Annotated in this window: 15 protein-coding genes and 1 tRNA gene; 10 read left to right on the top strand and 6 right to left on the bottom strand. The window is 63.9% G+C overall.

Annotated elements, in window-relative coordinates; genetic code table 11:
• Window positions 1-15: 15 nt before the first annotated feature.
• On the bottom strand, window positions 16-1,137 hold the full coding sequence (locus LOY33_RS09845) for a mandelate racemase/muconate lactonizing enzyme family protein (RefSeq protein WP_100632496.1): 1,122 nt from the start codon (window positions 1,135-1,137) through the stop codon (window positions 16-18).
• The gene (locus tag LOY33_RS09840) at window positions 1,134-2,759 is read right to left on the bottom strand and encodes a BCCT family transporter (RefSeq protein WP_058540399.1); all 1,626 of its coding nucleotides are present in this window, start codon (window positions 2,757-2,759) and stop codon (window positions 1,134-1,136) included. The genes LOY33_RS09845 and LOY33_RS09840 overlap by 4 nt, the downstream gene beginning before the upstream one ends.
• A gap of 123 nt (window positions 2,760-2,882) precedes the next feature.
• Between LOY33_RS09840 and LOY33_RS09835 the strand changes: the two genes are divergently transcribed.
• Together LOY33_RS09835 and LOY33_RS09830 are read left to right on the top strand one after the other, a co-directional pair.
• Complete coding sequence (locus LOY33_RS09835; protein ID WP_078481055.1) at window positions 2,883-3,785, top strand: LysR substrate-binding domain-containing protein; 903 nt, start codon at window positions 2,883-2,885, stop codon at window positions 3,783-3,785.
• Window positions 3,786-3,884: 99 nt separating this feature from the next.
• Complete coding sequence (locus LOY33_RS09830) at window positions 3,885-7,100, top strand: hybrid sensor histidine kinase/response regulator (RefSeq protein WP_258662514.1); 3,216 nt, start codon at window positions 3,885-3,887, stop codon at window positions 7,098-7,100.
• A 115-nt stretch (window positions 7,101-7,215) separates the two neighbouring features.
• Here the strand turns inward: LOY33_RS09830 and LOY33_RS09825 are convergent.
• The 4 genes from LOY33_RS09825 to uvrY all read right to left on the bottom strand — a co-directional run bounded on the left by LOY33_RS09825 (window position 7,216) and on the right by uvrY (window position 10,416).
• Window positions 7,216-7,291: transfer RNA gene (locus LOY33_RS09825), tRNA-Gly, on the bottom strand.
• Window positions 7,292-7,356: 65 nt separating this feature from the next.
• The gene (gene pgsA / locus LOY33_RS09820; protein WP_043860267.1) at window positions 7,357-7,917 is read right to left on the bottom strand and encodes a CDP-diacylglycerol--glycerol-3-phosphate 3-phosphatidyltransferase; all 561 of its coding nucleotides are present in this window, start codon (window positions 7,915-7,917) and stop codon (window positions 7,357-7,359) included.
• Window positions 7,918-7,949: 32 nt separating this feature from the next.
• On the bottom strand, window positions 7,950-9,773 hold the full coding sequence (gene uvrC, locus LOY33_RS09815) for an excinuclease ABC subunit UvrC (RefSeq protein ID WP_043860266.1): 1,824 nt from the start codon (window positions 9,771-9,773) through the stop codon (window positions 7,950-7,952).
• Window position 9,774: 1 nt separating this feature from the next.
• Window positions 9,775-10,416 (bottom strand): UvrY/SirA/GacA family response regulator transcription factor, encoded by a 642-nt coding sequence (gene uvrY, locus LOY33_RS09810; protein WP_043860265.1) that lies wholly within the window; start codon window positions 10,414-10,416, stop codon window positions 9,775-9,777.
• 724 nt (window positions 10,417-11,140) lie between these two features.
• On the opposite strand from uvrY, the gene LOY33_RS09805 reads away from it, so the two are divergent.
• From LOY33_RS09805 to LOY33_RS09770, 8 genes are all read left to right on the top strand, one after another.
• Window positions 11,141-12,448, top strand: a complete 1,308-nt coding sequence (locus tag LOY33_RS09805; protein WP_043860264.1) for a nucleotide sugar dehydrogenase — start codon at window positions 11,141-11,143, stop codon at window positions 12,446-12,448.
• Between the two features lie 154 nt (window positions 12,449-12,602).
• A complete protein-coding gene (locus LOY33_RS09800; RefSeq protein WP_173925053.1) occupies window positions 12,603-14,135 on the top strand; it encodes a glycosyltransferase in 1,533 nt (510 codons plus the stop codon).
• Window positions 14,136-14,150: 15 nt separating this feature from the next.
• A complete protein-coding gene (locus tag LOY33_RS09795) occupies window positions 14,151-15,320 on the top strand; it encodes a PilZ domain-containing protein (RefSeq protein WP_043860263.1) in 1,170 nt (389 codons plus the stop codon).
• A gap of 11 nt (window positions 15,321-15,331) precedes the next feature.
• Window positions 15,332-16,777, top strand: a complete 1,446-nt coding sequence (locus LOY33_RS09790) for a sel1 repeat family protein (protein WP_052504205.1) — start codon at window positions 15,332-15,334, stop codon at window positions 16,775-16,777.
• The gene (locus tag LOY33_RS09785) at window positions 16,774-18,228 is read left to right on the top strand and encodes an alginate export family protein (RefSeq protein WP_258662512.1); all 1,455 of its coding nucleotides are present in this window, start codon (window positions 16,774-16,776) and stop codon (window positions 18,226-18,228) included. The genes LOY33_RS09790 and LOY33_RS09785 overlap by 4 nt, the downstream gene beginning before the upstream one ends.
• 14 nt (window positions 18,229-18,242) lie before the next feature.
• Complete coding sequence (locus LOY33_RS09780) at window positions 18,243-19,670, top strand: MBOAT family protein (RefSeq protein WP_043860260.1); 1,428 nt, start codon at window positions 18,243-18,245, stop codon at window positions 19,668-19,670.
• 9 nt (window positions 19,671-19,679) lie between these two features.
• Complete coding sequence (locus LOY33_RS09775) at window positions 19,680-20,774, top strand: alginate O-acetyltransferase (protein WP_043860259.1); 1,095 nt, start codon at window positions 19,680-19,682, stop codon at window positions 20,772-20,774.
• Between the two features lie 11 nt (window positions 20,775-20,785).
• Window positions 20,786-21,430 (top strand): alginate O-acetyltransferase AlgF, encoded by a 645-nt coding sequence (locus LOY33_RS09770; RefSeq protein ID WP_043860258.1) that lies wholly within the window; start codon window positions 20,786-20,788, stop codon window positions 21,428-21,430.
• Window positions 21,431-21,456 lie beyond the last annotated feature (26 nt).

Genomic DNA, 21,456 nt, shown 5'->3' with positions numbered 1-21,456 from the left:
GGGGGCCTCCCGCCTCTAGGTGCGAACGCGATAACGCTCGATCATCGCCTCGTCCAGTATCACGCCAAGGCCTGGGCTGTCGGGCACGCGCACATGGCCGTCCTCCAGCGCCAGCAGGTTGCTCACCAGGCCACGGAACAACGGGCTTTCGCTTTGCGAGTATTCGATCAACTCGCCAAACTCGCTGGCCGCCAGAAAGTGCACGGTGGCTGCCAGCAGGATGCCGGTGCTGAAGCCGTGGGGTACCAGTTGCGCGCCGTGCAGTTGCGCCAGTTCATAGATGTGGCGCATCTCGCTGATGCCGCCGCAGCGGGTGATGTCGGGCTGGATGATCGCCGGGCGCGAAGCCTCCAGAAAGTGACGGAACTCGTGCCGCGTGGCCAGCCCCTCGCCGCCGGATACGCGCAGCCCGGAGCGCTCGGCCAGGTACGCCAGGCCGCGGGTGTCGTCCGAAGGCAAGGGTTCCTCGATCCAGTTGAGGTTGAACTGGCGCAGTGCATCGCATTGCACCAGCGCGTGGGAGTAGTTGCGCCAGCGCCCCACCAGGTCGATCTGCAGTTGCACGTCGTCGCCGATCTCCTCGCGCACCAGTTGCAGCAATGCCTTGTCCCTGGGCAGGTCTTCGCCAAAACCTGCGCCGCCGAGCTTGATGCTGCGCAGGCCCTGGGCCAGCAGGCCGCGTACCCGCTCGCGGTTGCCGGCCTCGTCGGGCCGCGGGATGAAGGTGCCGTAGGCGGCGATGCGCTCACGGTACTTGCCGCCGAGCAGGGTGTGCACCGGCACGCCGTAGTGCTGGCCTGCGATGTCCCACAGGGCGATGTCGAGCGCGCTGATGGCATGGATGGCCACGCCGCGCCGGCCCATGTATTCGCAGTGGCGGTACATCTTCTTCCACAGCCGGTCGATTTCCAGCGGGTTCTCGCCGACCAGGATGTCGCGCAGCCCCTGGCAGGTTTCATGGGATGCCGGGGTTTCGATCAGGGCCTTGACCACGGCCGGCGAGCTGTCGGTTTCACCGATGCCCAGCAGGCCGCTGTCGGTGTAGATGCGCACGATCAACGCATCCTCACCCCACTCGCAGGGCTGGTCGAGCGCAGGCACGCGCAACCAGATCGCTTCTACATCGACTATTTTCATTGCAGGTTTTCCAGAGTTTTCGGGGCGCCCTGGCGAGCTTGGCGAGGGGCCTGTTCGGCGTCGCATGCTGTGCTCTGGGCCAGGCGGGCGGACTGCGCTTCGATCAGGTGTGCGGGCATTGCCGCGTAGTCTTCGCGCAGCCACTTCAGCAGCCCCCAGATCTTCACCATGAGGATGAAGATGAACGGGATGGCGGTGAGGATCACGGCAGTCTTGAGGGTGTTGAGCGAGGCATTGATGTACAGCATCGCCAGCGGCAGCACGGCCAGCATCAGGCACCAGAACAGGCGCAGGCTCGGCGACGGGTCCTGGCCTTCACGCAGGTTGCGGGTGCTGGTGGCGGCCACGGTGTAGGCCACGGCGTCCAGGTGCGAGGCCAGGAACACCAGCATGAGCAGGAAGTACACCACCGACAGCAGTTTGCCGAACGGCAGGCTGGCGAGCAGCATCGACACCGCCGCTTCGCCGCCGGCACCGCTGAGCATGGCCGGGGCATTGACCACATCGGTGACGAACTGGTGAATGGCAAAGCTCTGCAGGCTGCCGAAGAAGAACCAGCAACCGCCGCAGCCGCCCAGGATCATCGCCAGTACCACCTCGCGAATCGTGCGGCCCTTGGAGACGCGGGTGACGAAAATTGCCACGCCCGGCGTGTAGGTGATCCAGTACAGCCAGTAGAACACGGTCCAGTCACGGGAGAAGCCGCCGTCCCCGGTAGGGTCGGTGAACAGGCTCATGTGGATGAAGTTCTGCAGGGTCAGGCCGATGGCGTTGGCGATGTTGCTGACGCTGAACTGGGTGGGCCCCAGCAGCAGCACGACCAGGGCGAACAGCATGGTCATGCCGCAGGCCAGTTTTGCCAGGCGCTGCATGCCGGAGCTGATGCCGATGTAGGAGCTGAGCGAGAACACCAGTGTCACCAGGATCACCAGCGACGCCTTGAGCATGAAGCCGTCGGCAAGCCCGGTGAGGTCCGACAGCCCCTTGGCCACGGTGGAGGTGGTCAGGGTGGTGGTCAGCACCAGCCCGCCGAAGGTGGCAAACAGGAAGATCAGGTCGATGACCCGCCCGACCGGGCCGTGGGCCTTGTAGCCGGTGATCGACTCGATGATGCCCGCCAGGCTCAAGCCTTTGTTCTTGCGCACATGGAAGTGATACGCCATCGCCAGCGAGGCGATGCCGTAGATGGCCCACGGGGTCACGCCCCAGTGGAAGAACGAGTAGGCGATGCTCATCTCCAGCGCCTGCTTGCTGGCGGCGGTGATGTTCAGGCCCGGGGTGAGGTAGTAGTAGGCCCATTCCATGAACGCCCAGTACATGGTCGCCGAGCCGAGGCCGGCGCAGATGAACATGAAGATCCAGCTGGTGTTCCTGTACTCGGGCTTGCCCTCGCCCAGGCGGATGTTGCCGTACTTGCTCATGCCCAGGCCGATCACCAGCACCACGCAGGCAAAGCCCAGTACCTGGACCAGCACACCGAAGGTGGTGGTGGCACGGGTGAAGAGCTGATCGGCCAGTACCTTGGCCTGATCGGGGAACATCATCAAACCGATGACCGTCAGCGATATCACCACGATGCTGGTGAAAATCAGCGTCAGGTCTTTCTGGGTGTTCTGCTGCATAGTGAGTCCCAACTGTTGTAATTATTGGACAGACCCCCGTATTGGCAGGCTCGGCGGCTAATGTAAGCTGGTGCCCAGCGCCGAGAGAATCGCGATTTGGTAATGGACTAATAACGAAGTCTTATGAATAAATTCGCCCTGACCCGCCTGCCGCACATGACCCTGCTGCTGGCCTTCAAGACCGTTGCCGAGCACGGCAGCTTCACCCGTGCCGCCACCGCGCTGCACCTGTCGCAGTCGGCCATCAGCCAGCAGGTGGTCAAGCTGGAGGAGGCATTGGGGGTGACGCTGTTCGTGCGTTCGACCCGTACCGTGGCCCTGACCAGGGCCGGCGCCGCGCTGCTGGACGATATTCGCGCCCCCTTCGACCAGCTGGTGGCCGCCTTCGAGAAATGCGCGCGCAAGGCCGCACCGTCGGTGCTGCACATCGAGGCCGAGCCGGTGATGAGCGCGTTCTGGCTGACCCCGCGCCTGAAGCATTTCACCCAGCGCTTCCCCGCGCTGCGCATCCAGCAACTGCTGAGCACCCAGCGCGTCGAGTTTCCCGACGAGGTGGAGCTGGCGATCAAGTGGGGTACGGCCGACTGGCCGGGTTTCGAGACGCAGTTTCTGATGGGCCTGAACTACGTGCCGATCTGCTCGCCCGCATTGCTCGAAGGGCCCGACGCGCTGCGGGTGCCGGCCGACCTGGCGCGTCACCCGCTGCTGCATGACCGGCATCATCACGACTGGGAAGCCTGGCAGGCGCTGTACCCCACGCCAGGGCTGGAGGTGCGCAGCGGGCACGTGGTCACCGACTCCAATGTGCTCGCGCAGCTGGCGATCGAGGGGCATGGTGTCGCCCTGTGTGCGATCGAGCTGACCGAACGGGCGGTGCGCAGCGGCGAACTGGTGATGCCCTTCCCCGAGCTGGTGATGCCGCATCAGCTGGCGTATTACCTGCTGACCAAGCCGCACAAGCAGATCAGCGACATGGCCCGGCAGTTCATTGCGTGGCTGAAGGAAGAGGCAGGCAACGGGGCGTAGTGCGTGACTGGGTGCCCGATCAGCCCATCAGTTCGACGGCAAGCACTCCAGCTCTTATATAGACTGGGTCTGGACGCGACTCACTCACGGGATTGCACGATGAATCACCGCTACACCCGCCTGGACAGGCTGGCCAGCAGTTCACTGCGCCTGAACATGGGGCTCGCCGTGCTCCTGGGCCTGGCGCTGCTGTTGACTGGCTTATGCTACTGGGGCGTGAATCGCGTGCTGCAGAAGCAGGAAGACACGGTGAAGTTTCACTTCGCCCGCCTGATGGAAAACATCCGCGAGCAGGAAGCCTTTCTCAGCGCCGTGTCGCGCAAAAGCGCCGAAGGCCAACTGCTGGGCGCCTCCAGTGTGCCGGTGGTGGTGCAACGGTCTTCGTCCGATGCCACCGGTGCGGTCTATGAAGAAATCGAATACGCCTTCTCCCTGCCGTTCAGCGTGAAGATCAACCCGGCCAGGATCGCAGCCTCGCAACACGCCAGCGTCTCTACCCTGGGGGCGAACCTGGCCAACTACTACAGTGCATTCTGGTCGGCTTCGCACTATCAATCGCCCCAGGTGCTGCTGTTCAACCTGCCGGACAACTTCGATATCAGCGTACCGGCCATGGGGCGCCTGCGCGGCACGGGTCGGCCCCGACAAGAGGACTTCGATCGTGTGGTGCGCCAGGTGGGCAAGAGCCTGCACGACCACGCGCCGCAGGACCACCAGGTGCAGTGGGTGCCCTATGACGCAGGCCCCGATGCCCCTGCCACTGTGCTGGGGTATGTCGACATCGACCTGTCGGCAACCCGGCTGCACATTTCAGGGGCCAGCCCCTCGGTGGTGGTGGCGTCCATGTTCACGCTGGATCAGGTCAACAACATCGAACGCATCATGCAATGGTCGATCTACGATCACTTCAGCCTGATCGCCCCCACCCGCGAGGCATTGGTGGGCGAGTTCAAGCCCGATCGGGTGCTGCATGAAGGCCTGAACCTGAACGCTGACGGGCTGGTGTTCCGTGTGACAAGCCCGGGCGAGCAGCCCTGGACCGGCATCTATGTGATCGGTTTCAACAGCTTTGTGGACTATGCCTTCTGGCCGCTGCTGGGGCTGGTTGCACTGATGCTGGCCGGATTGGGCGGCGGCTGGGCGTTCAATCACTGGTATCGCAAGCATGTGGTGTTGCCTGCCCACCGTGCACTTGAAGACATCGCCGAGAGCGAGGCTTTCAGTCGAGCCGTCATCGACACGGCGCCAGCCGGTCTGTGCGTGCTGCGTTGCAGCGACTACGCGGTGCTGCTGGAAAACCAGCACGCCCAGCAGTCCCACGGCAGCGCCACGCTGATCGGCGCCCTGCGTCGACAGCACGACCTGCCCGAGCGGGGCTCAACCGATCTGCAGGTTGAAGGCCGCCATTGGCACGTGAGCCTTGTGCCTACCCGCTACCACGGCGAAAACGCCTGGCTGTGTGCCTTTCATGACGTTACCCGGCTTGTCGAAGATGCCGCCAGCCTTGAACAGGCGCGCTTGGCCGCCGATTCCGCCAATGAAGCCAAGACACGTTTCCTGGCCACCATGAGCCATGAGATCCGCACACCGCTGTACGGCGTACTGGGCACCCTGGAGCTGATGGGGCTGACCGCGCTCGACCCGCGCCAGCAGCACTACCTGCAGACCATCCAGCGATCATCGGCCACCCTGTTCCAGCTGATCAGCGACGTGCTGGATGTGTCGAAGATCGAATCCGGACAGATGACCATCGACGATCTGGACTTCTGCCCTCTGGAGATGATCGAGGCCACACTCGGCACCTACAGTGCATACGCCCAGGCCAAAGGCTTGCAACTGTATGCCTGCATCGATGCCGACCTGCCCGACCGGCTGCGCGGCGATCCGTTGCGCATTCGCCAGATCCTCAACAACCTGCTGAGCAATGCCATCAAGTTCACCGACAGCGGCCGGGTGGTGCTGCGGGCTCGGGTCGTGGAACAGGACAGCGAATACAGCCAGTTGCAGTGGCAGGTCAGCGATTCGGGACTGGGTATTTCCCAGGCCCAGCAGGTGCATCTGTTCGACCCGTTCTATCAGGTGCGCGACGCCAGCAGCGAGGCCGGCGCAGGCCTGGGCCTGTCCATCTGCCGCCGGCTCTGCGAACTGATGGACGGCCAGCTCGACGTGGTCAGTGCAATCGGGCTGGGCAGCAGTTTCACCCTGCAGCTGAAGCTGCCCCGCGCGCCCGGCGCACTCACCGACTGTCCTGAACTCGAGCCATCCACCGCCCCTGTGTACGTGCGCGCACCCGTCCCGGAACTGGCCCGGCACCTTTGCGCCTGGCTCGTTCGGCTGGGGGTCGACGCCCGTCCGCTGGCCAGCGACATGGGTTCGGGCAACGACGCGACACTGTTGGTGGACATGCTCGCGTCCGGTCAAGCGTGGGCTGGCCCCCGGATCAACGCCGTACCGGGCGGGCCCAACCCACCCGACCACGGCGCTGATGGCTGGGAGGTCGATGCCTACGACGTTCGCGCGATCGCCAGGGCGGTGGGCCTGGCGCACGGCGGTCACGACACGCAGCACAGCGCCTGGCCAGCGGGCACCCGCCAGCCACTGGACCTGCGGATTCTGGTAGCCGAAGACAACCCCATCAATCAGGCGATCATCAAGGAGCAACTCGAAGCCCTGGGCTGCGTGGTCACGGTGGCGTTCAACGGTGAGCAGGCACTGGCACTCTGGGCGCCCGGGGCTTACGACCTGGTGCTCACCGACGTCAACATGCCGGTTATCAATGGCTATGAGCTGACCCAGGCATTGCGCCAGCAGGATGCCGACCTGCCCGTGATCGGCATCACAGCCAACGCCATGCGCGATGAAGGCGAGCGCTGCGCGGCCGTGGGCATGAACGCCTGGATGGTCAAGCCCCTGAACCTGCACACCTTGCGTACTCAGCTGTTGCAGCACTGCGAGCTGGTTCTGCCGCAGCCCTTCACCGAGGTCGACGAACCCGCCACCACACCATCGAGCGACGTCGACACCGTCCACGTTCCGCCTGCGATGCGAAAACTGTTCATCACCTCGATGCGCGACGACCTGCGCAAGATCCACGTCGCACTGGACAACGCCGATGCCGGCGTCCTGGCGCAGGTACTGCACAGCCTGGGCGGCGCCCTGTGCTCGGTTCAGGCGTTCGCCCTGGCCACCTTGTGCGCCGAACTGGAATGCCAGCTTGCGGGGTCGCACATCACGCCGCAGCTGGCCCGGAAAGTACGCCAGGTGCAAACGCGCCTGGAGACCGTGCTGAACACACAGCAGGCCCTGGACGGTTGAAGCCGTCCTGTCTTGCGTATTCGAAGAGGATTGTTGCGCAACGAAAAAAGGGCCACTTTTCAGTGGCCCTTCTTTCTGACGAATTACAGACCTTTCGATCTGTAGCTCCAAATACTGGAGCGGGAAACGAGACTCGAACTCGCGACCCCGACCTTGGCAAGGTCGTGCTCTACCAACTGAGCTATTCCCGCGTCGTGTTGATGGGGGCCATTCTAGCGATTTTAAAAACGCCGTCAACCCCTTGATTCAAAAAAGTTTATTTTATTTCAGAGCCTTCACGCAGGTGCGGCCAGGCTGCACGCAGGTAGTGCACCATCGACCACAGGGTCAGCCCCGCCGCCACCAGCAGCAGCGCATAACCCAGGCCTACCCAGAACCCCCACACCGGCGGGTTGCCCAGCAGGATCACCAGCGCCAGCATCTGCGCCGCGGTCTTCCACTTGCCCAGGTTGGACACCGCCACATGGGCACGTGCGCCCATCTCGGCCATCCATTCACGCAGCGCCGACACCACGATCTCGCGACCGATGATGACCGCCGCCGGCAGCGTGAGCCACAGGTTGGCATGCACCTGCACCAGCAGCACCAGGGCCACGGCCACCATCAGCTTGTCCGCGACCGGGTCGAGGAAGGCGCCAAACGGAGTGCTCTGCTGCCACCGACGAGCCAGGTAACCGTCCAGCCAGTCGGTGGCGGCGGCAACGGCAAACACGCTGCTGGCGGCTATGTAGCTCCAGTGATACGGCACATAGAACAGCAGTATGAAGATCGGTATGAGCAGAACGCGTAGTACGGTAAGCAGATTCGGGATATTCATCGGCACAACTGGCTGCGAGGTGAGCGGGCATTCTACTCGCTATGCAGGCTGTCATAAATCGACTCGGCAAGCTTTTTACTGATTCCGGGTGCTTTGGCGATTTCTTCGACGCTGGCACGGCTCAGTTCCTGCAGTCCGCCAAAGTGTTTTAGCAGGTCGCGCCGGCGCTTGGGCCCTACCCCGGCGACGCCTTCCAGGGTCGAGGTGCGCCGCGTCTTGCCGCGCCGCGCGCGATGACCGGTGATGGCGAAACGGTGCGCCTCGTCGCGGATCTGCTGGATCAGGTGCAGCGCCGGCGAGTCGCCCTTGAGGGTGAACTCGTGGGCCACATCGTTGAGGTACAAGGTTTCGAAACCGGCCTTGCGCGTGGTGCCCTTGGCCACGCCCAGCAGAATCAGGTCGGGCACGGCCAGTTCCTGCAGCACGTCGCGGGCCATGTTCAGCTGGCCCTTGCCGCCATCCACCAGCAGCACGTCCGGCAGTTTGCCCTCGCCGTCCTTGATCCGCGAGAAGCGCCGGGTCAGGGCCTGGTGCATGGCCGCGTAGTCATCGCCGGCGGTCACGCCCTCGATGTTGTAGCGCCGGTAGTCGGACTTGATCGGGCCCTCGGGGCCGAACACCACGCAGGAGGCCACGGTGGCCTCGCCGCTGGAGTGACTGATGTCGTAGCACTCCAGGCGCTGAGGGGTTTCATCCAGGTCCAGCACCTGGGCCAGCGCATCGAAGCGCGCGGCCATGTGCTGGCGGTTGGCAAGACGCGCCATCAGCGCCTGCTCGGCGTTGGTCACGGCCAGTTGCTGCCAGCGCGCGCGGGTGCCGCGCACCCGATGGCTGATGGTCAGCTCGCGACCCCGCAGGGCCTCGACGGCGGCGCACAGGGCTTCGAAGTCTTCGTGCACCACGTTGACGATCAGCTCGGCAGGCAGTTCGCGCTCGGCGTTGCCCACGTAGTACTGGGCCAGGAACGCCGACAGCACCTCGGCCACGTCTTCCTCGATGCCCACCTGCGGAAAGAAGTTCTTGCTGCCCAGCACCCGCCCGCCGCGCACGCTGATAAGGTGCACGCACGCCCCGCCCGGGTTGACGAAGGCGGCCACCACATCCACGTCGCCGCTGCCGCCCTCCATGCTCTGCTGATCCTGCACGCGACGCAGCAAGGCGATCTGGTCGCGCAGCTCGGCGGCACGCTCGAACTCCAGGGCCATCGCGGCGCGCTCCATCTCTTCGTTGAGCTCGTTGGTCAACTGGTGGCTGCGCCCCTCCAGGAACATCACCGAGTGGCGCACGTCGGCGGCGTACTCCTGTGGCTCGACCAGGCCGACGCACGGCGCCTTGCAGCGCTTGATCTGGTACTGCAGGCACGGCCGGGTGCGGTTGGCGTAATAGCTGTCTTCGCACTGGCGCACGAAGAAGGTCTTCTGCAGCAGGCTCAGGCTTTCGCGAATGGCACCGGCACTGGGGTAAGGGCCGAAGTACCTGCCCTTGGCCTTCTTGGCCCCGCGATGGATGCCCAGGCGCGGGTAGTCGCCATCACTGAGGAACACATAGGGGTAGGACTTGTCGTCGCGCAACAGGATGTTGTACGGCGGGCGCCATTCCTTGATCAGGGTCTGCTCGAGCAGCAGCGCCTCGGTCTCGTTGGCGGTAATGGTGGTTTCGACCTGGGCGATGCGCGCCACCAGCGCGGCTGTCTTGGGCGCCAGGCCCGCCTTGCGAAAATAGCTCGCCAGGCGCTTCTTGAGGTTTTTGGCCTTGCCGACATACAGCAGGCGCGCGCCTTCATCGAACATCCGGTAGACACCCGGACGTCCGCTGCAGGTCGCCAGAAAGGCACTTGAATCAAACGCTGGGGTCATATCAGAGGTTGGCGTCAACCATACCGTGGCGCACGGCCAGCAACGTCAGTTCCACGTCGCTGGTAACGGAAAGTTTCTCGAAGATCCGGTAACGGTACGTATTCACCGTCTTCGGCGACAAGCACAGCTTGTCGGAAATGATCTGCACCTTCTGGCAACCGACGATCATCAGGGCGATCTGGATCTCCCGCTCCGACAGGCTGTCGAACGGCGAGGCATTCTGCGGTTCGAACGACTTGAGTGCCAGCTGCTGGGCTATCTGCGGGCTGATGTAGCGCTGCCCGGCAAACACCAGGCGAATGGCCTGGACCATTTCACCCAGCCCGGCGCCCTTGGTCAGGTAGCCGGCCGCACCGGCCTGCAGCAGGCGGGTGGGAAACGGGTCTTCCTCGCACACGGTCACGGCCACCACCTTGATGTCGGGGTGGCTGCGCAGCAGCTTGCGGGTCGCCTCCAGGCCACCGATGCCGGGCATCTTGACGTCCATCAGGACCACGTCGGGCTTGAGTTCGCGGGTGAGTTTCAGTGCTGCCTCGCCGGAATCGGCTTCCCCTACCACCTGCAGGCCGTCGATGTCGGCCAGCATGCGGGTAATGCCCGTACGCACCAAATCGTGGTCATCGACCACCAGGACCCTGATCAAGCAGACACCTCGCGTTACGGTGTGAATTGTATCCGGCCACCTTAGCAAAAAATCGACCGGGTGAGCTAACTGTAAACGCCATCTGGCTGACGTCAATTTCCCAGCCTTCCTACGTGGCTTCCTACGCGACTCATCGTCACTGCAGCTTGGCTTCTGCCTGGATGAGCAGACCTGCCTGTACAGGCACAGGCCACGCATGAAACTGAAACTATGCCCGGCTCGCCACGCGGAGCACAAGCGGTGGCGAATGCAAAAAAAGCAACGCCAATAAAACAGGCTATTCACGCTCACGACGCACTCATCAACACAACTAACCCGTCGCCCGAGTGGAACTTTCAAAACATTAAGCTGAAACGGTTCATCTAATTAAATGAAGGCGATTGGCCACTATTTAAAGTTATGTAAAAACCCCGTGGAAGCATTTTTTTGGCGCCATTAAAACGCACCAAATACACATATCAATTTTTTGACGTCGAACTTTCTACAAACTATATGTCATTGTTTTTAAACGGTTTTTTAACTTTCACAAAACAAACTATATTTTTTTCTAGTTAATTTGATATGAAGTGTTGCCGTTCCAAAATTAAACGCTATAGGATGAAAAAAAGAGAGATAAGCCGCCGACGAACATCAACGTTCGCCGCGTTTCAGTTTGCGCCTGCCGCCTGAACATTTATCAACTACACAAGGGTTCGCTCAGGCGAACAGTGCTAAAGGGATCTCTATGAACATCAGTATTTTCGGGCTCGGATATGTAGGTGCCGTGTGCGCCGGGTGCCTCTCGGCACGTGGCCACAATGTGGTGGGGGTGGATATCTCCCCGGCCAAGATCGACATGATCAACCAGGGCAAGTCGCCCATCGTCGAGCCGGGGCTCGAGCAGCTGTTGCAACAGGCCGTGCAGCAAGGGCGCCTGTACGGCACCACCGACGTACAACGCGCCGTGCTCGACACCGAACTGTCGCTGCTGTGCGTGGGCACGCCCAGCAAGAAGAACGGCGACCTCGACCTGGTGTACATGGAGGCCGTATGCCGCCAGATCGGCGAAGCCCTGCGCGACAAGGCTGGCCGTCACACCGTGGTGGTGCGCAGCACCGTGCTGCCAGGCACGGTCAACAACGTGGTCATCCCGCTGCTCGAGCAAGCCTCGGGCAAGAAGGCCGGCGTCGATTTCGGCGTGGCGGTCAACCCCGAGTTCCTGCGTGAAAGCACGGCCATCAAGGACTACGACTTCCCGGCCATGACCGTGATCGGCGAACTCGACACCCAGTCGGGCGACATCCTGCAATCGCTGTACGAGGGCCTGGACGCCCCGGTGATCCGCAAGTCGATCGAAGTGGCCGAGATGATCAAGTACACCTGCAACGTGTGGCACGCCACCAAGGTGAGCTTCGCCAACGAGATCGGCAACATCGCCAAGGCCTCCGGGGTGGACGGACGCGAGGTGATGGACGTGGTGTGCCAGGACCACAAGCTCAATCTGTCGCGCTACTACCTGCGCCCCGGCTTCGCCTTCGGCGGCTCGTGCCTGCCCAAGGACGTGCGCGCCCTCACCTACCGCGCCGGCCAGCTGGACGTCGAGCACCCGCTGCTGGCCTCGATCATGTCCAGCAACCGCAGCCAGGTGCAGAACGCATTCGACCTGGTCAGCGGTTTCAACAAGCGCCGTATCGGCCTGCTGGGGCTGAGCTTCAAGGCCGGCAGCGACGACCTGCGCGAAAGCCCGCTGGTGGAGCTGGCCGAAATGCTGATCGGCAAGGGCTACGAGCTGCGCATCTTCGACGCCAACGTCGAGTATGCCCGGGTGTTCGGCGCCAACCGCGACTACATCGAGTCGAAGATCCCGCACGTGTCGTCGCTGCTGTGCAACGACCTCGACCAGGTGATAGACGGCGCCGAGATCATCGTGCTGGGCAACAACGACCCGCGTTTCGCCCAGGCCCTGGAAGGCAATGGCGACAAGCAGATCGTCGACCTGGTCGGTTTCATGCCCAACGCCAGCAACGCCACCCAGGAAGGGATCTGCTGGTAAGGCCACAGGCTCCGTCAAGAGAGCCCAAGGCGTTCGACTCCACGCGTCACCCGACTGTTTACCTGCCTGAGTGCCGCCTCCTTCGGAGCGCCGGCGAACCTCATGTGCGTGAACGGCCGGGTGCGCGCTGCCCGTACCAAGGAGAAACGGCACCATGAAACCACAGCAACAGCGGCCCGAGGGCCGACCCGGCTACCTGCAGGCAGGCGCCAGCTTCTGTGCCTGGGCCTGCCTGTTCGGCCTGGTCGCGCTGGCGTCGCAGATGATCGCGCCGCAGTACCTGGACCCCAGCCACCACACGTTCATCTTCATCATCGGTACCCTGGGCATGTGGCGCTACGGCAACGCCATCGTCCACTACATCCGCGGCATGTACTTCCTGCACTGGAAGTTCCCGCGCATCCGCAAGGCGGTCGAGCGCATGGGCGACGATGCCCTGCCCTCGCACATGTTCATGGTGGTGACCAGCTTTCGCATCCCCACCCACACCACCTTCAAGGTGTACCAGTCGGTATTCCAGGAAGTGCAGCGGCTGAACGTGCCGTGCACGGTGATCGCCTCGATCGTGGAAAAAGGCGACGAGCAGTTCATCAAGACCATCATGCGCAACGAGGTGGTCGATCGCGACGACATCAAGCTGGTGATCGTGCGCGCCCGTGGCACCGGCAAGCGTGACGGCCTGGCCCATGCCTTCCGTGCCCTGTCGCGGCAGATGCCGCTGCAGGACGCGGTGGTCGGCGTGGTCGACGGCGACACCATGATGCTGCCCGGCTGCGTCGAGCGCGCGGTCAAGCTGTTCGCCTACCTGCCCAATGTCGGCGGCCTGACCACCAACGAGTTCTGCGAGGTCGAAGGCAGCCCGCTGATGCGCCAGTGGCACTCGATGCGCTTCGTGCAGCGGCACATCAACATGTGCTCGATGGCCCTGTCGCACCGGGTGCTGACCCTGACCGGCCGGCTGTCGTTCTTTCGCGCCAGCGTGATGACCGACCCCGAATTCATCCGCGACGTGGAAGCCGACTTTCTCGAACACTGGCGCCTGGGCCGCTTCCAGTTTCTCACCGGCGACGACAAGTCCTCGTGGCTGAGCCTGATGCGCGCCGGCTGGGACACCTTCTACGTGCCCGACAGCAACACCCTGACCGTGGAGCATCCACCAGACAACAGCTTCTGGCGCGCCACCCGCCAGCTGATGTTCCGCTGGTACGGCAACTCGCTGCGCCAGAACTTTCGCGCCACCCACCTGCTGGGCCGCGCCCGCCTGGGCCTGTTCACCCTGTACGTGCTGCTCGACCAGCGCGTGTCGATGTGGACCTGCCTGATGGGCCTGACCGCCTCGGTAGTGGCCGGCGTGGTGTTCGGCATCGAGTACCTGCTGGTGTACCTGTTCTGGGTACTGCTCTCGCGCAGCCTGGTGACGGTGCTGTTCCTGTTCGCCGGTCACCCGGTCAGCCCGGTGTACCCGTTCGTTCTCTATTACAACCAGATCGTGGGCTCGCTGATGAAGGTGTACGCACTGTTCCACATGGACCAGCAGAGCTGGACCCGGCAAAAAACCACGCTAAGCAACGGCACTGTCGATTTCGACACGGCCCTGAACCGCTGGTCATCGAAGGCGATGCTGTTTTCATCCATCGCGATTTTCTTCGGTGCCATCTCGGTACTTCTCGAACTCACGCAACGTTAAGGAAAGGCGCCTGCCATGAGTAGCTCGAACATCCCAGCAGCCCCCGGCACCACTGCAGCCAACGTGGTCCACGAGGCCATCGACGAACGCCAGTACGTGCGCACCAAGCTCAATGCCCGGGTCAGGCTCAGCGCCCCCGGCCAGGCGCCCATCGACAGCACCCTGCAGGACATCTCCCTGGGCGGCCTGGGCCTGGTGCACAGCGCCCCGCTGAAGATCGGCAGCCTGTACAACGCCTCGATCCAGCTGCGCCTGAACCAGGTCGACCTGAACATCGACAGCCAGATCAAGATCGTCTCGCAGCGCGGCGCCGAAGTCGGCGCGCAGTTCGTCGACCTCGACGCCCAGAAGCGCGACATCCTGCGCTACATCATCAGCGCCTACCTGTCGGGCGAAATTGCCGACGTCAACGGCCTGTTCAACGTGATGCAGCGCGAGAACTACATCAAGGAGCGCAAGCACAAGTACGCCAGCGCACGCAATGCAGGCGATCGCCTGCGCGCCATCGGCGGCACCCTGCTGTTCACCGCCGCCGGCATCGCCGCCCTGAGCTTCGTGGCCTACAAGAGCTACCTGCTGTTCTTCCGCATTCCGGCCGTGCAGGCCCAGGTCAGTGCCGATGCGCAGATCATCAGCATGCCCGACAACGGCTACGTGAAGTTCCTGCTGCAGCCTGGGCAGAGCGAGGTCAAGGCCGGCGAGCCGCTGGCCAACATCTCCACCCAGCTGGCCACCAGTTTCACCAGCCCGGCCGACATGAAGGCGCTGGCCGACCTCGCGCCCGGCGACCTGCAGACCCTGCTGGGGCGCGCCACCATCGAGACCGTGATCAACAGCCCGTGCGACTGCCAGGTGTACTTCCCCAGCACGCCCATGAACGGTTACGGCTACAAGCAGGCGCCGCTGCTGCACCTGCTGCCCAAGGACCAGCCGCTGTACGTCAGCGCCAACGTGCCGTTCGACAAGCTGAGCGACATCAGCCGGGTCAGATCCGTGGACCTGCAGGTATTCGGCCTGGACGAACGCTTCGGCGGCACCGTGGTGGACTCGCGGGTCGACGCACTGAACAAGAACCTCGCCCTGACCATCCGGCCGGACCGTCCGCTGCCACTGGCGGCCTACCAGAAACCGGTGGCGGTGGACCTGTACCTGGGCCTGCCGGCCTTGCCGTCGCTGTCGCGCTGAAGGGCCCCCAGATGAAACCGATGACGCCCGCCTGGCTGCTGTTCACCGCCCTCGCCTGCACCGGCCCTGCCCTTGCCGGGCAAAGCCTGGAGCAGATCCGCTATGCGCTGTACAAGGACCCGCAAGCCGATGTGAGCGCCGATTTGCGCGTGCTCGCCGAGCGCGGTGACCTGGCATCCAAGCAGTTGCTGGGCGATGTGCTGGCCAGCAGCGACAGCGCCAACCGCCAGGAGGCGATCCGCCTGTACCAGGAAGCGTTTGCCGAGGGTCGCGGCCTGGTGCCGGCGCTGGCCTCGCTGGCCCGCCTGCTTGACCGCAGCCCCGGCCTGCGCCAGCAGCAGCGCGCCTGGGTGGCCCAGGCGCTGACCCGCTACCCGGCCACCCTGGACCCGCGCAACACCAATGCCACGCTGGAAGTGTTCCTGACCTACCCGGACCTGGTGCCCACCGCCGAGGCCGCGCAGCTGCTGGCGCTGTACGAGCAGTCCTGCCTGCTCGACTGCCACCCCGAGCTGTACCGTGCGGTGGTCGCCGAGCGCCAGGGCGACCGCGCCGCTGCCGAGCACTGGTACCAGCAGGCGGTACGCGTCGACCCGCGTGGCGTCGACCGCTACTACGCCTTCCTCGGCGAGCGCCAGGACACCGCGTTCCCCGCCTTCGCCCGCACCCTGGAGCCCCGGATGGCGCAGTTGCCGGTGGAGATCGTGCACCGTATCGGCTCGTTGCTCGACACCATCAGCACCGTGCAGCGTGCCGACCAGCAGGCCGAACAGGATGAGCAGCTGGGCAACGCCATGGGTGCCCCAAGGCCCGCGCCCACCCCCGAACAGCAGGCCCGTGCAAAGGCCCTGGCCGATGAATGGGCGGCCGCCATGGCCGAGGTCCAGCGCTGGTTCGACAACGCCGCGCAGCGCGGTTTCGTGCCGGCGCTGGTGTCCAAGGCCAACTTCATGATCTCCAACCCCACCGAGCACAACGCCGACCAGGTACAGGCGCTGATTGCCCAGGTGCAGGCCAAGGACCCGACCCGGGCCAAGGCGCTCAATGCCTCGCTGTACATGGTCACCAACTGGCTGACCCTGGACCCGCAAAAGGCCCAGGTGCTGATCGACGAACTGATCGCCAGCAACTTTCGCGACGCGCACCTGCTGCTGGCCGACCTGTACAGCAAGGGCGGCCTCGACCAGCCCGACCAGGAGCGTGCCCTGGCGATCTACCAGGAACAGGCCGAGCGCGGCGCCACTGCCGCCTGGTACCGCATGGCCACCATCTACGCGAGCGGCCGCGCCATCTGCCACGACCCGGTCAAGGCCTACACCTACGCGCGCCTTGCCCTGGACCTGGGCGAGCGCCGCGCCCGCGGGCTGCTCAAGCGCCTGGACAAAACCCTGAAAACGGCTGACATCGAGCGCGCCATGGCGGCACGCAATGACCTGCTCAAGGAGACCACCCTGTGAAAGCGCATCCGTCCCTGTTTGGCGCCCTGCTCATGCTCGCGCCGCTGTACACCGCGTTCGCCGCCGAAGAAATCACCGGCCCCGAGGCCGACAGCAGCGAGCCGGTGCGAGTAGACGCCGACGCCAGCACGCCGGTGATCACCTCCGAATTCTTCAACAAGCTCACCGTGCAGACCGGCTACGGCCCCGAAGACTCCCAGGTGGGGCGCAGCCGCGAGAGCTTCTACAGCCTGCGCTACGAACCCTCGTTCGCCTGGTATTCGCCGGAAAAACGTTGGGCCAAGTGGATGGTCTACGGTCGCCTTTGGCTCAACTACGACTCCAGCCAGACGGCCAACAGCCAGAACGAAAGCACCAACGCCTTCGACCGCGAGCAGCCCGAAGGCTGGTACGCCGAGCTGCGCGAGCTGTACGTCAAGCGCAACCTGCTGGGCGACGACCCACGCTTCTCGCTGTCGGCCGGACGCCAGCGCTTTGCCGACGACTACGGCATCTGGTGGGACGACAGCATCGAGTCGCTGCGTTTCGACTACAAGGACACCTTCGCCAAGGGCTTCTTCGCCGTGGCGCAGAAGTTCTACAACTACAACAGCGACGTCAACCGCCTGGCCGACAGCGAAGAACGCACCACCTACCTGATGGGCGAGTACGCCTACCGCTGGAGCGAGAACAACTGGGCCGGCACGCGCGTGATGTACGAAGACGACCACAGCGGGCACGACCCGCGTGACCGCTACGACTTCACCGGCATGCGCTACGGGCTGTTCTTCAAGGCCGACAACCTGCAGGTCAGTCCGCTGTTCAGCGACTACCACCTGGAACTGGCCGCACTCGACGGCAAGGTCGACAACACCGACGGCAACGGCCTGACCACCACCGGCCACAACGCCAGCGGCTGGGCGGCGCTGGGCGAGATCGGCAAACGCTTCGACGACCTGCCCTGGACCCCGCGCCTGGCCTTGCGCGGCGGGCTGACCGACAAGCCGAGCAACGAGAACGACGGCTTTCGTCTCAACACCATCCAGTCCGACCGCATCACCCGCCAGGGCTCCTACAGCACCCGCCTGGCCAGCTCGTTCGTCAGCCTCGACCTGCGCAACCTGAGCTACTACGGCTTTGCCGTGGAAACCCGGCCCACGCCGCGCAGCGCCCTGGATTTTCGCCTCACCGAACTCAAGCTGCGCGATGCCAGTGGCACCCTGCCGATCCGCGTCGACGGCGACCAGCGCAGCGCACGCAACCAGGCCATCGCCCAGGGCAGCAACGGCAAAGGCAAGCACGTGGGGCAGATGCTCGACCTCAACTACTACTGGAAGATGTTTCCGGTCGCCCTCGACGGCAAGCACCTGGACGTCAACACCCTGGTCAGCGCCAGCTACCTCAATGCCGGCAATGCGCTGGATACCGGTGACGACTACCAGCTGACGGTCGGCGTCGTGATCAGTTACTAAGGGCGGGCCCCGCGATGATTTTCGCCTCAAACGTGTTCCTGTTCCTCTACCTGCCGCTGTTCCTGGCGGTGTACTTCCTGGCGCGTGCGCCGTGGCGCTCCACGGTGATCGTCGCCGCCAGCTACATCTTCTATGCCTGGTGGCGCCCGGACTTCCTGCTGCTGTTCGTCGGCATCACCTACTGGAACTACTGGTTCGGCCTGCGCATCAAGGCGCGTCTGGACGCCGGCGACAAGCGCTGGGCGTTCCGCCTGCTGTGGATCGGCATCATCGGCAACCTGTCGACCCTGGGCTATTTCAAGTACGCCAACTTCGGCGCCGAGGTGCTGGGCGCACTGCTGGCGCCGCTGGGCATCAACACCTTCACCCTGGAGACGATCTTCCTGCCGCTGGGCATCTCGTTCTACGTGTTCCATGCCCTGAGCTATATCGTCGACATCTACCGCAAGGACGCCACGCCCACCAACAACTTCATCGACTTCGCCGCATTCGTCGCGCTGTTCCCGCATCTGGTGGCCGGCCCGATCCTGCGCTACAGCCAACTGGCCCCGCAGCTGCGCCAGCGTACCCACTCGCTGGAGATGTTCTCGCTGGGGGTATGCCGGTTCATGCTCGGTTTCATCATGAAGGTGCTGATCGCCGACCAGCTGGCGCCGATCAACGTGCTGTTCATCAGCGAGGGCAGCCTGCAGCTGAGCGATGCCTGGTTCGGCCTGGTGGTGTCGACCCTGCAGCTGTACTTCGACTTCGCCGGCTACAGCCACATGGCCCTGGGCCTGGCGCTGATGATGGGCTTTCGCTTCCCGGAGAACTTCAACCAGCCCTACGTCTCGCAGAGCATCACCGAGTTCTGGAGCCGCTGGCACATGACCCTGGCGCACTTTCTGCGCGACTACGTGTACATGCCGCTGGTGCGCAAGCGCATCGCCGGGGCCATGCCGGCGCTGGTGTACACCATGCTGCTGTCGGGGCTGTGGCACGGCGCAAGCTTCGCCTTCATCTGCTGGGGGCTGTTCTTCGGCCTGGGCATGGTGATCGAGCGCAAGTTCAACCTGGCCACCAAGGTCACCACGCCCTACCGCCTGGGGCGCAACCTGCGCACCGGGTTGCTGATCATCCTGAGCATGCCGCTGTTCTTCACCAACGACCTGCGCCATAGCCTGGACATCTACCAGGCGCTGTTCGGCTTCAACGGCCTGGGCTCGCTGGAGCTCTACGTGCTGGGCGCCTCGAAGATGGCCATGTCGTTCGTGGCGGTGGCGCTGTGCTGGCTGATCCTGGCCGGTAGCAACAACGTGCGCTACTACGCCGGCAACAAGCAGCACTTCTTCATGGCCCATGTCGGCGGGCTCAAGGCCGTGCTGCTGTGGGCCGGCTTCGCGCTGGCGCTGAGCAGCCTGGCTGCGCACTCGTTCTCCCCCTTCCTCTACTTCCAGTTCTAGGAGACTGTCATGTACCCGGTGATGAACTCGGCAAGCAAGGTCAACGGCATTCTGTTCTGCCTGGTGCTGGCGGGGATGTTCGTCTACTCCCTGCCGCCGGTTTTCAGTTTCGCGAAAAACCAGAGTGACGCCTGGAACCTGTTCGTCGACGGCAAGCTGCTGCGCAAGTTCGAGCAGGCCTACGACAAGCGCTTCTTCCTGCGCGAGCCCTCGGTGCAGCTGTGGGCCGACGCGCAGTACCTGCTGTTCAGGGAGGGCACCAAGGGCGTGGTACTGGGCAAGGACGGCTGGCTCTATACCTCCCAGGAATACCGTGTGCCCAATGACCTGGAGGCCAACCTGCAAGGCCAGCTGGCACAGATCGACGCCGTGCAGGCGCAACTGGCGCAGCACGGCAAGCGCCTGGTGCTGCTGCCGTTGCCGATGAAGCTGGACATCTATGCCGCGCATGCCGAGCACCCGTTCGATCCGCGCGCCATCAGCCTGTACGACCGCTTCGTGGCGCAGCTGCAGGCACGCAACGTCACGGTGACGCCACTGCGCTCGGCGTTTCTGGACAACCTCGGCGGCCCACCGCTGTTTCTCAAGTCCGACACCCACTGGAGCCCCGATGGCGCACGCCTGGCCGCCTTCGAACTGGCGCGCCAGCACCCGGAGCTGCTGGGCCAGGAGCGCTATGTGTCGCACCAGGTCGCGCAAAAGACCGTCAAGGGCGACCTGATGAACTACATCCAGTTCGACCAGAGCCGGCTGATGCCGGACTTTGGCGCCAACCAGATCGCCGTGTACGAAACCCTGAAGGCCGAACAGAGCAGCGATGAGCTGTTCGCCGACCAGGCCCAAAGCCTGCTGCTGGTAGGTACCAGCTACAGCAAGATCGACGACTGGAACTTCGTCGGTTTTCTCAAGGAAGCCCTCAACCGTGACCTGCTGAGCATTGCCGTGGAGGCCCGCGGGCCGTTCGAGGCAATGAACCAGTTTCTGGCCAGCGATGAGCTGGGCAACCCTGACATCGACACCGTGGTCTGGGAATTCCCGCTGCGCACCCTGCTGGCCCATCGGGTCAGCGGCCAGCGTCAGATGAACCAGACCCAACACTTCTAAGGAGATACACCATGACCCGTTCGCCACGCCAACTGCTCGCCGCCACCGCCCTGCTGCTGGTCAGCACCGCCAGCCTCGCCAACGACGGCAATGCCGACCTCTACGACGCCGTGGCCCCGGCCGACTCGGCCTTCGTGCGCGTGCTCAACCTGAGCGATCGCAGCATCGACGTGACCCTGAGCGGCAAGGTCAACCCCCAGAAGGTCGCCCCCGGCCAGCTCAGCGGCTACCGCTTCACCCCTGCCGGCAGCCACAAGATCGCGGTCGACAAGCAGGCCATCGAGCCGCAGCTCAAGGCCAACGCCGCCAGCACCGTGGTGTATGACGGCAAGGGCCTGACCCTGATCGCCGACAAATACGTCAACGAACCTAAAAAGGCCCAGATCGCCTTCTACAACCTGACCCCCGCGCAGGCCGCCCTCAAGACCTCCGACGGCAAGACCTCGGTCATCGACCCACTGGGCAAGGACCAGACCGGCAGCCGCCTGGTCAACGAAATCAAGATCGGCTTCGCCGCCTATGTCGATCAGCGCAACGTCGCCCAGTTCGACGACCTGTTCCTCAAGAAAGGCCGCTCGTACAGCTACGTGCTGCTGCCCGCCGCCAATGGCTACAAGAGCATCAGCGTGGCCAACAGCATCGACCCCACGCTGTAACCGCAGGCTGGCCTTGAACACAGGAT

Source organism: Pseudomonas sp. B21-036 (assembly GCF_024748925.1).
Lineage (GTDB): Bacteria > Pseudomonadota > Gammaproteobacteria > Pseudomonadales > Pseudomonadaceae > Aquipseudomonas > Aquipseudomonas palmensis.
The sequence above is the reverse complement of the archived record's forward strand: the minus strand, read 5'-3'. Positions and strand labels throughout refer to the sequence as shown.